Genomic DNA, 12,492 nt, shown 5'->3' on the forward strand with positions numbered 1-12,492 from the left:
GCCGTTTACCGACTAATGCCCCGAGGCAGCAGGCTCTTCAGCGGAAGCATCCACTTTCTGACGGCCCATGAAGCTGGCGGCAAGCAGGGCAAGCACAGCCGGAATTACGGCCCAGGCGAAGGTTCTCACAATCGAGGAAGACAGCCCGGATGTGATAACTGACAGAATGTCAGGCGGAATTAGTGCACGGGTATCCTGGGACAACAAAGCATGCGGATCCTTAATATCAAGCGCCGGTGCGGAGGCCGATCCTCCGCTGCCTGTGATCATCCCGGCCATCTTCGACGAAAAATAATGACTCTGGATGATGCCGAAAGTAGTGATTCCGATCGTCATGCCCAGGGAACGCAGGAAATTGAGCGTCGCACTGGCGGATCCACGCTGCTGCGCGGCCAGCCCATGAATAGCCGCCGTGCTGAGCACCGAGAACGAAGCCCCCACACCCAGGCCGATCATGATCATATACAGCGTTACCAGCAGCCTCGTTGAATCCGGAGTCAATGTAGTGACAAGTGCAATGCCCAGCACCAGCAATGCGAGTGTAGGTAGCATCAGGCTACGGTAGCTGAATTTAACCATCAGGAACCCGCCCATTGAAGCTGTTATAACAGAACCTACCATCATCGGCAGCAGCACCAGGCCTGAATTCGTAGCCGAACCACCAAGAACCCCCTGGATAAAGATCGGAATGTACACAGAGGCTACGATAAACGCAGCTCCGCTGAACAAGGCACACAGGATGCTGAAGGCGTAGAGCCTTTTCCGGAACAGGGCAAAAGATATAATCGGTTCCTTTGCTGATCTCTCCGCAAGCAGGAACAGCCCCGTAAGAACCACAAAGGCCGCGAACAGGCCCAGAATGACCGGAGAATCCCATGCATATTCTTTACCGCCAAGCTCCAGTGCAAACATCAGGCTGATTACCGCTCCCAGCAGGGTTCCGGCACCCAGCCAGTCGATCGGCTGCTTCGAATGCTCCACTGACTCGCGGTAAAAGCCCACTACCATAATCAAGGCGAGCAGCCCCAGCGGCATATTGATATAAAACACCCACTGCCAGGCGATGTGATCGGTAATATAAGCACCTAGCAGGGGGCCAAAAATGCTGGATAAGCCAAAGACCGCGCCGAAGGCCCCGCCCAGCTTGCCGCGCATCTCCAGCGGCACGGCATCATACATAATCGCAAAAGCGATCGGCACGAGCGCACCCCCACCGATTCCCTGAACAGCCCGGTAAGCGGCTAACTGGGTAATCGTATCTGCCGTACCACAAAGCGCCGAACCGGCCATAAACACAATAGCGCCAAAAATGAAAAACTTCTTCCGGCCGTACATATCCGAAAGCTTACCGAAGATCGGCATCCCCGCCATTTCTGCAACAAGATAAGCCGAGGTTACCCACACAAATTTATCCATTCCGCCAAGTTCTCCGACAATGTTACCCATCGCTGTGGACACAATCGTATTGTCCATAGAGGCCATTAGAATCCCCAGCAGCAGACCTGCTATAACGATGCCCAGATTAGGCGTTTTTGCTTTGGCTGAGTTCATATGACCCGCTCCTTTTTTCGAGTTTAGTTCACTTTGAATTTAAACAACCGGCTTAGTTGCAACTGCGGGGAATTTTCAGACTTCCGGTCATTAAGAAGGAAGGCTTCATATCTTCACTTTCTATTACAATTCCTGTTAATCCGTTTGTCGTTTTGGTTTCGTGCCATTCGTCCTTCTGCCAGAACACAGCATCTCCAGCCTCGACCTTAAAATATTCATTTGCTTCTCCTCTAACCTCTCCCTCCCCGGCTATAATTAAGAGGATTTGAGGTGAAACAGCTTGATGATAGCCAATAAGACCATCCGCTTCTAAATACATACACCCGATATGAGCACCCTGTGCAGTTTGAATAATTGGGGACATCAAAAAATCGGAATCAAATTTAGTAATCCTTCTGCCTCTCTCTTTATCAAATCTGTAAAACTCCATAGCATGCCTCCTTAGATAATAAAACTAACCGTTAGAGAGCCTTATTTATTATCTACTTCACATATTTCCTCTGCTCTATCACGGTTGCGCTCTTATGAATCTCCAGAAAGTCGCTGTACTCCACCTGTTGAATCACACAGCCCGGGCCAATAATAACCTTCTCTCCGCGTACAGTCCCGGCATGGGTATTCTGAAGCTCTACGTCATCCCCTTCAATCAGCCCTGAGGTGAACACCATGTCCTGCCCCTGCCCCAGATGAAGCAGCGTTTTGGTCTTGCTGCGTTTGACCGAAATAGTGCTTCCGCCTACCTCTGCCGCACTGCACGGTCCGTACAATGTCAGCTGCAGCGTCTCTGCACTCAGCATACCTTTAACCTGCAGCGTACCGCTCACCTGAAGCTCCTCCGCTTCACAATCCCCGCCCACCTCCAGACTCCCGCTGAATTTCAGCAGTTCGACACTGACGTTGCCAGCCTGAATCTCTCCATGGCCGCGCAGCATTCCCCCCTCAATCCGGTCCTTTACCGAAAGCTCACCGGTCATCTTCAATTTCTCCATCCTCAGGCTGCCGGAAACTGCGGTTTGCCCGGTCAAGCTGAGACTTTGGCAATCCACATCTCCGGCAAATTTGCATTCTCCTGTTACCTTTACCTCCAGAAAATATCCGCCAAGCGAAGAGGAGGTACCCAGCACCTTCAGATTACTCCGGTTTATCATCTCATTCACCGCCCTTCTCCACCTTTCCTACGCTGGCGTCAGGATGAACTGACAGCTCGGTGAGATATTCCACACGGCCGATCCTGCAGCCTTGACCAATCTTCACAATACCTCCCCGGACAACATCTGCAGTCGTAAACTCCAGATCAAGGACATCGCCTTCAATTGACCTCGTGATTAGCTCTGTTCTGAGCTTTGGGATCAATCCCGAAGCCAGCTTGTTCCAGAGGCTTCCGCCTGCCTTACGGATCACCAGCGTCTCAACACCAATTTCACCCGCTTTGGCCTGACCCTGCAGCCGATAATCCACATGTCCTGCACTGAGTAGGCCGCTAACCGTAAAGACGCCTTCACCGGACAGATTCTCCAGCTCACCGTCACCTTTTATGGTAAGCATTCCATTTAGAATGCAGTTCTCCCCCCGCAGGTCTCTGTCAATTGTCATCATGCCATCAAATTCCATGCTGCCGAACTGGAGTGTACCGCTCACTTTCAGCTTACCGTTTGCTTGCATCTCCTCTGCCGTAGCGTCACCATTAAATGTTATGACTCCATTTGCTTTAATTACCTGGGCGCGGACCGCCCCGTTCACTTTGCATACCCCTTCCAAAATCACATTGTCATAGATGCCTCCGGCTCCTCCGGTGATCCCCGTGAGCTGTAAATCCGGCAGCGGCTGTTTATTCATCACTCATGCCTCCTAAAATAGATTTGTAGCATTATTAATTCAGCTTGCCATTCAGCTGTTCCACCAGATCCGTAAGGCTCAGCCGGCTGACCAGCCGTGTGCCATCATCAAATATCAAATCCGCCGGTGTGGCCGCCAGAAGAAAGAAGCTGGCACCCATTTTGCGGATAAAAAATAGCTCCCAGTTCTTTCCCGCAAACTTTGCCGTATTCTTGGTAAGTGTGCGGAACAACCCATCCGCTTCGTCCAGATTCATTTCCCCTTTGCTTAACAGTCCGTCAACCGCGACTAGATGCACTACCTGCTCGAAGGTGTACTTCTTTCCGCCAGCCGTTGCATCGCCGAATCTGTTCAGTGTTGTCAGCGAAACAATGTTACGTTCCAACAGCTGGGCAGCACTCAGGGATAGATGGGGATGGGCATAGGATGTCGTATCCGCCAGCTTTTCGGCCAATTCATCAAGGGAGAGATCGCCCTTCATGTTGATTATGTTGTGGACACGCCTAAGTATTCGTTCCTTCGGAAAAAAGGTTTCCTGGCCGGTAAACGCCGATTTCCGGATAAACCATTCCTCCGGGATAAGCTGCTTCCGCTTCCAGCGGTACAGCTGCCCGTAAGAAATCCCCGTTAATTCAAGCAATTCCTTCTTGGAAATCAAATCTTCTTCCATGTTGACCACTCCTTGGTGCAATCGTAACATAACATTGTTACGTTGTGAACTCCTGACTATCCCATCCTGACTGCTTTCGTTTACCGTGTTCCGCTTCATGGTATTTAAGATTGTACAGCATGCCAAAAAAGCAGACCTCCGCCCCGGGGTGGATTTCCGCTCATCCGCTAAACCTAATTTTATTACTGTTGCTGCTCCGGTGCCGAAATGCAAAAAGGAGCAGACCGCTCCCGGCTGGGAATGGTCTGCTCCTGTCTATACTAATTTAACAAGATGATGATGCTTACTCTTCAGTCTTGCCTTCATCCGTGTCTGCAACGGCTGCCGGTTCGGCAGTTTCAGCAGTTTCGGCCTCCGCAGGTTCTTCCAGAGCTGCCGGTGGCGCAATGCGCAGAATCAGCGTATCCTCAGGTGTCAGCACTTCCCAGCCTTCATGCTTAGGCAGATCCGAAACCAGCAATTGATCACCGATATTAAGGCTGCTGATATCCACATCGAAGGTGGCTGTCAGCTTGTCCGGCAATGTGCGGATATCCAATTCATACAGCTCTACCTGCTGGATGCCGCCGTCCTTCACACCGGCAGGGTCGCCAGTGAAGTGGAATGCAACCTTTGTAACCAGCTCCGCCTTCATGTCAATCTGATGCAGATCCACATGCAGCAGCTTGCGTGATAGTGGCTGGCGCTGTACTTCAGCAATTACCGCGTTTTTGATACCAGAGCCGGGGAGTTCTACTTTGAGAATCGCCCGGGGATTCTTGCCGATAATTTCAGTAAGGGCCTTAGCATCTGCAGTAAAGGATTGCGTATCTGAACCTGCACCGTAGACGACAACCGGTACAAAGCCTTTTCTCCGCTGTGAAGAAGTCGAGCCGGATCTTTCAGTCAAACGAACTGTAGTATTCATGATATTCCTCCTAAAGGTTGTGGGTATTAAAAAAACAAGACCAATTAGATGTAAAGGTCTAATCAGTCTCTTATTAACCATATTTGCCTGTTGTGGAATCAGTATAGCACTGCCGTAACAGCAAGTCAAAATAGGGTAATCTTCAATTATCATACATATTTATAATAAATTATGCTAAATGACAGGCTACAAAGTGGCCGCCGCCCGCATCGCGGAAGACCGGAATTTCCGCTGCACATACATCCACAGCAAAGGGACAGCGGGTGTGAAATTTGCAGCCGGAAGGCGGATTCGCCGGGCTTGGAATATCCCCCTTCAGGACAATCCGTTCCCGCTTCAGCTTCGGTATCGGCACCGGAACCGCGGAGAGCAGCGCCTTCGTATAGGGATGCAGCGGCTGCCGGAACAGTTCGTCTCTGGCTGCTGTCTCCACCATCGAACCGAGATACATCACGCCAATCCTGGTGCATAAATGCTCCACTACACTGAGATCATGGGATATGAATAAATAAGTCAGCCCTTTGCTCTGCTGCAGCCTGCTGAACAGATTAATAATCTGGGCCTGAATCGATACATCCAGCGCGGATACCGGCTCATCGGCAATAATCAGGTCCGGATTCAGTATAAGTGCTCGGGCGATTCCGATCCGCTGGCGTTGTCCGCCGGAGAACTCATGCGGAAAGCGGTCGATATGATAGGACGATAGCCCGCAGGCTTCCAGCGCTTCCAGCACCAGTCCGCGGACCTCTGATTTCGGGCACAGCCCATGATCAAGCAGTGCTTCACCGATGGCGTCACCCACCCGGACCCGCGGATTAAGCGCACTGTAGGGATCCTGAAAGATCAGCTGCATCCGGGGACGCAGGAGCCGCATTTCGGAAGGCGACAGGCTATGAATATCCACGCCCTTGAATTTCACTTCCCCATCCGTTTTCTCGGTCAGCCGCAGGATCGTACGTCCGACTGTGCTCTTGCCGCTGCCGGATTCACCGACCAGGCCGAAGGTTTCGCCCGGCTCGAGCCGGATGCTGATATCGTCCACCGCTTTGACATGTCCGACTGTCCGGCCCAGCAGGCCCTGGGTAACCGGAAAATACTTTTTCAGATGATTGACTTCAAGCAGCGCCTCAGACATGCACTTCCGCCTCCTCATACAGCCAGCAGGCTGCTTTTTGTCCGCCGCCGACTTCTTTCAGCCCGGGATGGCGGGTACGGCAGACGGGCATGCAATGTTCACAGCGGTCATGGAAATAGCAGGAAGATGCAAGCTCCAGTGGATTCGGTACCTGCCCCGGAATAGAGTACAGCTCATCCTGGCGCTGTCCCATCACCGGCTTGGACTTCAGCAGGCCCCGTGTGTATGGATGCTTTGGGTTCTGGAACAGCTGGACCACTTCGCCTTCCTCTACGATTTTGCCGGAATACATCACGATAACGTAATCGGCCATCTCTGCTACCACCCCCAGATCATGGGTGATCAGCATCATGGACATCCCTGAGCTCTCCTTGAACTCACGCAGCATATCGAGAATTTGCGCCTGAATCGTCACATCCAGGGCTGTAGTCGGCTCATCGGCAATCAACAGCTTGGGGCTGCAAGAGATCGCGATAGCGATCATGATCCGCTGCAGCATCCCGCCGCTCAGCTCATGCGGATAACTGTCAGCAATCTGTTCAGCGCGGGAAATCCCCACCTGCGAGATCAGCTCGACAGCCCGCTGCCGGGCTGCTTTTTTCTTCATTTTCTGATGAACAATCAGCGGCTCCATAATCTGCTCCCCGATCTTAATAACCGGATTCAACGAAGACATCGGCTCTTGGAAGATCATTGCGATTTCATGGCCACGGATAGCCCGCAGCGAGTTTTTGTCCAGGCGCAATAAATCCTCACCGAGAAAATCGATGCTCCCCCCGCTAACCTTCCCGCCCGGTTCTTCCACCAGCCCCATGATCGACATGGCGGTTACACTTTTGCCGCAGCCGGATTCCCCGACAATACAGACAGTTTCCCCTTCGCGTACCCGGAAGCTGATATCATCGACAGCTCTCACTTTTCCTTCATCGGTGAAGAACACGGTACTGAGACCGTCTATTTTCATGATCTCCTTCATGTGATGATGGCACCTACCTCTTCTGTTTAGGATCCAGCACGTCTCTGAGGCCGTCACCAAATATATTAATTGCAATTACTGTAGCGAAGATCGACAGCCCCGGCGGAATCCATAGCCAGGGATGGTCCTGGAAATCGATCATATTGTTCGCCGCATCAATCATGTTCCCCCAGGTTGGCGTCGGCGGCATAACACCCAGGCCGAAGAAGCTGAGTACCGATTCACTGAGAATCGCCCCGCCGATATTGAGTGTAGCCATTACAATCAGGAGCGGCACAATGTTCGGCAGCAGGTGGCCAAACAGCTTCCGCCGGTCGCGGAGTCCAAGGACTACAGCGGCCTGCATGAATTCGCGTTCCCGCAGGCTGAGCATCTGCCCTCTGACCATACGGGCCAGTCCCGGCCAGTTCACGATACTGAGCATGAGCATCACAATATACATCCGGTAATCCGTCGGTATCTTCCATTCGGACAGCAGGGCACCGAAGATGAACAGCAGCGGCAGTCCCGGAATCGTCATCAGCAGATCGGCGACCCGCATGATAATCTGGTCCGCCAAACCGCGGTAATATCCGGCAATCGCGCCTAGGAGTGCTCCTAATAAGACCGAGAGCACCATGGAGGCCAGCCCGACCGTCAGCGAGATGCGTCCAGCCTGCATCACACGGGTCAGAATATCCCGGCCCAGCGCATCCGTTCCCAGCCAGTGTGTAAGGTTCGGCGCCTTATTCATCATCGCCATATTGATCTTGTTATCCGTATAGGGCGAAAAGAACGGTCCGATAAAACAAAGCACGAACATAAATACGACTACCCCAAAACCCGAAACCGCCAGCTTGTTGTGCATCAGCTTTCTCAGCGATTGCCGGAACAATGAGGATTTCTGCAACTTAGCCTGCGGCCTTTGAAGCTTGGTTAATTTGCTGTCAGCTGCCAAAGCGGTATCCTCCTCACTATAACCGGACCCGCGGATCGGCTACCCGGTACAGAATATCCGAGAGCAGCGTTCCGATGACGGTCAAAATGGCAATAAACATCGTAAAACCCATCAGCAAAGGATAATCCCTAAGCCCGAAGGATTTCATATACAATTGGCCGATGCCCGGCCAGTTGAAGATTTGCTCGATAATCAGCGATCCGCCGAACAGTGCGGGCAGCTCAAAGCCCACCAGCGTGATCGCCGGCAGCAGTGCATTACGCAGCGCATGGGTGAACAGCACCTTCCGCTCTTTCAGCCCCTTTGCCCGGGCCGTGCGGATATAATCCTGCTGAAGCACATCAATCATATTGCTGCGGAAATAACGCGTCAGCGAGCCCAAACCGAGCAGAACCATGACAACTACGGGAAGCGTCATATGGCGTACAACTTCCTTGAGATAGGCAAGTCCCGTTGCATTACTTCCGGTAGTAATCATCCCTCCCGGCGGGAGCCATTTAAGGTCCACAGCCAGTATCTTGATCAGGAACAGGCCGATAAAAAACGACGGGAGCGACATCGCGGCAAAGATCGCCACCATTACCAGCGTGTCAAACCAGGAATATTGCTTATACGCCGAAATGACGCCGACAATCACCGCGATCACCCAGGTCAGAAAGGTTGAAACGGCAGCCAGCAAAAAAGAATTCCAGATATAATCACTAAACAGCTGAAGCACCGGCTTCTGCTGGGCGAGGGAGTATCCGAAATTCCCGTGGAACGCATCCTTCATCCATAGACCGTAACGCTCCAATACCGGTTTGTTAAGCCCGTAAATTTCCCGCAGCTCTGCTTTGCGTTCCGCCGTCAGCTTGATGTTCCCGGTAATGAAGTCCCCGGGAGTCAGCGCATACAGGCAGAAAATCAGCAGCGACGCCGCAAACAGAATAACAAGCATATACAGCAGTCTTTTAGTCAGATAAGTGCTCATAATCCGCTCCTTAAGGATTCGTCCCCTCCCCTTAAGTACCGGGCAGGGGACGAAGTAGTCATTATTTCAGCGTCCATTCCGGCAGGCTGCCGGCAAGTCCGATGAACGGGCTGACCGAAAGGTTCTGAATGCGGCCGTTGTAGGCGTAAACTGTTTTCTTATAGCTGGTGAAGAGAATCGGCAGTTCATCATTGAAGAGCTGGTAGAGCTCCTTATAGACCGCCTTCCGCTCTTCTATATCACTTGTTGCCAGCGCTTTGTTGTACAGCTCCAGGAATTTCGGGTTCTCGTAGTCGGTAATTTCACCGTCGAAGAACTGCATGAAGCCGTCTGCCGGATCAGTCAGCATGCTGGTAGAGAAGGATACCAGATCATAATCTCCGCCTTCCACTTTGGAGACCAGCGAGTTGAAGTCAGCGAACACTTCAGGCTGGAAGTCGATACCTAGTGCCGCAAAGTTCTCCTTGGCTACAGCGATGAAAATATCGGTGTTTTTGCTCTTCGAGCCGAGATAATGAATTGAAAACGGCTTGCCGTCTTTTTCGCGGATACCGTTTGCTCCTACCGCCCAGCCCGCCTCATCGAGCAGCTGTTTGGCTTTTTCCGGATCGTATTTATACGGGTTGATGCCTTCTTCCGTGTAAGCCCAAGAGATAGGTGAAGCCGGAATGTTGGCTATTGCACCGGCGCCCTGCGTGGCATCCACATAGATACTTTGACGGTCCAGACCATACATAAGCGCCTGTCTTACCAGCTTATCCTTGAGCTGCTCATGCTTCAGGTTGACCTGCATATAGCCGTAAGTGCTTGGGGTATAGGGGAGGATGTTGACATAGCCGAGCGCCTTCAGCTTCTCGATATTCTCATCTGTTGCACTGAAGGAAGCATAATCGACCTCTCCGGTCTCAAGGAACTGCCACACATCGCCTTCAGAGGTTTTGTAGATGAAATGCTCTGTCTTTGGCTTACCTTTGAAATAATTCTCATTGGCTACCAGCCGGACTTCCTGTCCCGGGATGAATTTCTCCAGCTTGTAAGGACCGTCGCCGAGCGGTTTCTCATGCAGCTTCTTGATGTACTCCAGCTGGCCGAACTTATAGTCCTTGCCGTAGTAAGCCTTAGACAGCACGTTGGAGCCGAGGACTACGAGTGCAGTCGCATTAGGCTTTTCCAGTGTGACCGAGATGGTCTGCGGATCAATCACCTTAATCCCTTCGATGGTTGTGGCTTTCCCCTCTTTATAAGCCTGGCCGCCCTTAACATTCAGCGTAGGCAGCGAGGAACCGCCGTCATAGGCTTTGTCGTACTGAATCGTCCAGGTAAAAGCTACATCGTCCGCCGTAAGCGGTGAACCGTCGCTGAATTTCAGGTCCTTATGCAGATGGAAAGTGTATGTAAGCTGATCTTCTGAAACATCCCAGCTCTCCGCAAGCTCAGGTGCAGGCACGCCCTTCTCATCTACCGTCACCAGTGAAGCATACAGCAGTGAGGATACGTTGCCATCATAGCCGCTTTCCTGGAAATAAGGGGTGAACGCCCCGCTTGGATCGGTAAGCCCGACGATAATCGTGTCTGTCCGGTTCTGGGCAACTGCCGGAAGCTTCGACAAGTCGGTTGCCGTATAAGGCTCACTTAGCGCCCCTGCCGGAACCGGAGCCGGTGATGACGAAGCCGCAGAGCCCGTTGCACCATCCGCAGCAGCTGTAACCGTAGCTGAATTGTCCGTTGCCGCAGCGTTATTCGTATTGCTGTTGTTAGAGCAGGCCGTAAGCAGCAGGGAACCTACAAGTAATAACGAGGACAATAAAATCGTGCTTTTTCTCATACATCATCTCTCTTCTCTCCGTATAATAAATACCATAATTCCTACCCACTAAGTGTGAATAAAGACCGATAGTTCACATTATAGAAAGTAAAACCTGTTCTGTAAAGAGAGAACAACAAAAAATTTCTTTTTGTACAGAAGTTATAATTATCTTTTATAGCAAAAAAAAGCCAGGATATTCTCCGGGTTCAGAGAAAATCTTAGCTTTAACGTTCATTATTTTGTATCGTTTTGTAATTTTGGAGTTTATTTCAAATAGTCAAAAAGCAGCTCATTCATCCGGTGTATTCCTTCAAGACGCAGGCTGTAGGCAGTAACGTTCTCCCCTTCGATATAGGCATTCAGCAAACCGGCGCAGCGGAGACTAAAAATATGGTCATGAACAATCCCTTTGGAGATTCCGGCCATTTTGGCGATTTCCGTGAAGGATCTGCGTTCACCGCCGAGTGACTGGAGAATTTTCAGCCGGCTTTTTTCACCCAGACTGCGGATCGCCCTGTACATAAACGGAGAAAGCTCTTCGTCTGTAACAGATATTCTGGCCGCATAATGGCAAATGGTCAGGGAGCCGTAGCTATAAATAATATTCGCGGGCTGAAAATGAAACTGCGGAATCAGCACCAGCCTGCGCAGCCCGTCTACCGGCAGAAAATAGAAACCGTTAGTAGTCGTATTTACAAAATTAGAGGTCTGATTTCCCTGCAGCTCCAAATTCCGCTCTTCTGCATGATGCTTGAGACGGCTCAGAATCTCGGGGTCGCTGCTGCTGAAATACTGCCGGTTCCATTCGGTTAACAGAAACAGTGACCGGCTGCGGAATTGTTCCATCTGAACAGGAAACACGCTGACATATGCGGCAAGCGTCTCATACATATCCCCTACAGACAGGTTCTCCAGCCAGTCCAGTACACTCTCTACACTCTCTTTGGCCGGACAACAATATATCAGCAGATTAAGCAGCTTCCAGTCATTCCCTAGCTCCGTCTCTTCCAGGGCGGACAACAGTTCACCGCTGAGGCCCTTGGCAACTTCACTGGCCCAGGCCGTTCCCAGATCGATTTTTTTATTGGATTTCTTACAGATAAACGTATGTATGCTGCTCACTAATTCATATACCGGCTTGAACTGCACTTCAACCTCATATTCCACAGACATTCCTCCTGATGCAACTTCTTTTCGCTACAGCGTTAGTGTCTTAATCTTAGGACAAAAAGCGGAAGATGCGCAAGTTATTCCATTTTCACAGGCCTTGAAGGCTAATTTATTGTAACTTATTGGCGGTCGTCTTTGTGCGTTTTCTCGCTTTTTCCAATTCAGGGTAGTAAAATAAAGGAACTACAAGAAGGCAGGAGTGAAGAATATGGATCAAATTGAACAGGGAGAAAACCGTTTGTATATTGCTGGTGACGGAAAAGACCTTGCTGAAATTACATACAGGCTGGAAGAGGCGACAGGAAATTGGATCGTTGACCATACCTTTGTCTCTGAAGACCTGCGCGGGCAAGGTACAGGCGAGAAGCTGGTTCGGGCAGTCGTGGACAAGGCCCGTGAAGCCGGCGTCAAAATCATCCCGGAATGCCCTTATGCTGCCAAGCAGTTCCAGCGGCACAAAGAGTATGCGGATGTACTCAGCGGAGACGGAAGCTCGTCTTAGGACCGCGCCCGTTTCCTTGAGGAATATGAAT

Annotated in this window: 13 protein-coding genes; 1 reads left to right on the top strand and 12 read right to left on the bottom strand. The window is 51.2% G+C overall.

Annotation, left to right across the window (positions count from 1 at the left end; all coding sequences use genetic code 11):
* Positions 1-12 precede the first annotated feature (12 nt).
* The 12 genes from L6H70_RS07355 to L6H70_RS07410 all read right to left on the bottom strand — a co-directional run bounded on the left by L6H70_RS07355 (position 13) and on the right by L6H70_RS07410 (position 11,956).
* Positions 13-1,551 (bottom strand): MFS transporter, encoded by a 1,539-nt coding sequence (locus L6H70_RS07355; protein ID WP_236331444.1) that lies wholly within the window; start codon positions 1,549-1,551, stop codon positions 13-15.
* A 52-nt stretch (positions 1,552-1,603) separates the two neighbouring features.
* Entirely contained in the window at positions 1,604-1,981 is a 378-nt protein-coding gene (locus L6H70_RS07360) for a cupin domain-containing protein (RefSeq protein ID WP_236331447.1), read from the bottom strand.
* A 52-nt stretch (positions 1,982-2,033) separates the two neighbouring features.
* The gene (locus L6H70_RS07365; RefSeq protein WP_236331449.1) at positions 2,034-2,708 is read right to left on the bottom strand and encodes a hypothetical protein; all 675 of its coding nucleotides are present in this window, start codon (positions 2,706-2,708) and stop codon (positions 2,034-2,036) included.
* Positions 2,701-3,387 (bottom strand): hypothetical protein, encoded by a 687-nt coding sequence (locus L6H70_RS07370; RefSeq protein ID WP_236331450.1) that lies wholly within the window; start codon positions 3,385-3,387, stop codon positions 2,701-2,703. Before L6H70_RS07370 ends, L6H70_RS07365 begins: the two co-directional genes overlap by 8 nt.
* Positions 3,388-3,421: 34 nt before the next feature.
* Positions 3,422-4,057 carry a YhbD family protein gene (locus L6H70_RS07375; RefSeq protein WP_236331452.1) on the bottom strand — a complete coding sequence of 212 codons (636 nt, stop codon included), beginning with the start codon at positions 4,055-4,057 and terminating at the stop codon, positions 3,422-3,424.
* A 283-nt stretch (positions 4,058-4,340) separates the two neighbouring features.
* On the bottom strand, positions 4,341-4,964 hold the full coding sequence (locus L6H70_RS07380) for a 50S ribosomal protein L25 (RefSeq protein ID WP_236331454.1): 624 nt from the start codon (positions 4,962-4,964) through the stop codon (positions 4,341-4,343).
* Positions 4,965-5,133: 169 nt separating this feature from the next.
* Positions 5,134-6,099 (bottom strand): ABC transporter ATP-binding protein, encoded by a 966-nt coding sequence (locus tag L6H70_RS07385; RefSeq protein ID WP_236331456.1) that lies wholly within the window; start codon positions 6,097-6,099, stop codon positions 5,134-5,136.
* The gene (locus L6H70_RS07390) at positions 6,092-7,075 is read right to left on the bottom strand and encodes an ABC transporter ATP-binding protein (protein ID WP_236331458.1); all 984 of its coding nucleotides are present in this window, start codon (positions 7,073-7,075) and stop codon (positions 6,092-6,094) included. The genes L6H70_RS07385 and L6H70_RS07390 overlap by 8 nt, the downstream gene beginning before the upstream one ends.
* Before the next feature lie 13 nt (positions 7,076-7,088).
* On the bottom strand, positions 7,089-8,012 hold the full coding sequence (gene opp4C / locus L6H70_RS07395) for an oligopeptide ABC transporter permease (RefSeq protein WP_236331460.1): 924 nt from the start codon (positions 8,010-8,012) through the stop codon (positions 7,089-7,091).
* 16 nt (positions 8,013-8,028) lie between these two features.
* Entirely contained in the window at positions 8,029-8,982 is a 954-nt protein-coding gene (locus L6H70_RS07400; RefSeq protein WP_236331461.1) for an ABC transporter permease, read from the bottom strand.
* Positions 8,983-9,043: 61 nt separating this feature from the next.
* Positions 9,044-10,807 carry an ABC transporter substrate-binding protein gene (locus L6H70_RS07405; protein ID WP_236331463.1) on the bottom strand — a complete coding sequence of 588 codons (1,764 nt, stop codon included), beginning with the start codon at positions 10,805-10,807 and terminating at the stop codon, positions 9,044-9,046.
* Positions 10,808-11,053: 246 nt separating this feature from the next.
* Positions 11,054-11,956, bottom strand: a complete 903-nt coding sequence (locus L6H70_RS07410) for an ArsR/SmtB family transcription factor (RefSeq protein WP_236331465.1) — start codon at positions 11,954-11,956, stop codon at positions 11,054-11,056.
* A gap of 211 nt (positions 11,957-12,167) precedes the next feature.
* On the opposite strand from L6H70_RS07410, the gene L6H70_RS07415 reads away from it, so the two are divergent.
* Positions 12,168-12,461: a GNAT family N-acetyltransferase gene (locus L6H70_RS07415; protein ID WP_236331467.1), complete on the top strand. Its 294-nt coding sequence runs from the start codon at positions 12,168-12,170 to the stop codon at positions 12,459-12,461.
* The last annotated feature ends 31 nt before the right edge of the window (positions 12,462-12,492 follow it).

This window comes from Paenibacillus auburnensis, from assembly GCF_927798115.1.
In the GTDB taxonomy this organism is placed as follows: Bacteria; Bacillota; Bacilli; order Paenibacillales; family Paenibacillaceae; genus Paenibacillus_AQ; species Paenibacillus_AQ auburnensis.

Excerpts from the sequence above, each read along its gene's own strand:
- L6H70_RS07385 (WP_236331456.1), bottom strand. The coding sequence starts at position 6,099 with ATGTCTGAGGCGCTGCTTGAAGTCAATCATCTGAAAAAGTATTTTCCG.
- L6H70_RS07375 (WP_236331452.1), bottom strand. The coding sequence starts at position 4,057 with ATGGAAGAAGATTTGATTTCCAAGAAGGAATTGCTTGAATTAACGGGG.
- L6H70_RS07370 (WP_236331450.1), bottom strand. The coding sequence starts at position 3,387 with ATGAATAAACAGCCGCTGCCGGATTTACAGCTCACGGGGATCACCGGA.
- L6H70_RS07360 (WP_236331447.1), bottom strand. The coding sequence starts at position 1,981 with ATGGAGTTTTACAGATTTGATAAAGAGAGAGGCAGAAGGATTACTAAA.
- L6H70_RS07415 (WP_236331467.1), top strand. The coding sequence starts at position 12,168 with ATGGATCAAATTGAACAGGGAGAAAACCGTTTGTATATTGCTGGTGAC.
- L6H70_RS07390 (WP_236331458.1), bottom strand. The coding sequence starts at position 7,075 with ATGAAGGAGATCATGAAAATAGACGGTCTCAGTACCGTGTTCTTCACC.
- L6H70_RS07405 (WP_236331463.1), bottom strand. The coding sequence starts at position 10,807 with ATGAGAAAAAGCACGATTTTATTGTCCTCGTTATTACTTGTAGGTTCC.
- L6H70_RS07400 (WP_236331461.1), bottom strand. The coding sequence starts at position 8,982 with ATGAGCACTTATCTGACTAAAAGACTGCTGTATATGCTTGTTATTCTG.
- L6H70_RS07355 (WP_236331444.1), bottom strand. The coding sequence starts at position 1,551 with ATGAACTCAGCCAAAGCAAAAACGCCTAATCTGGGCATCGTTATAGCA.
- L6H70_RS07380 (WP_236331454.1), bottom strand. The coding sequence starts at position 4,964 with ATGAATACTACAGTTCGTTTGACTGAAAGATCCGGCTCGACTTCTTCA.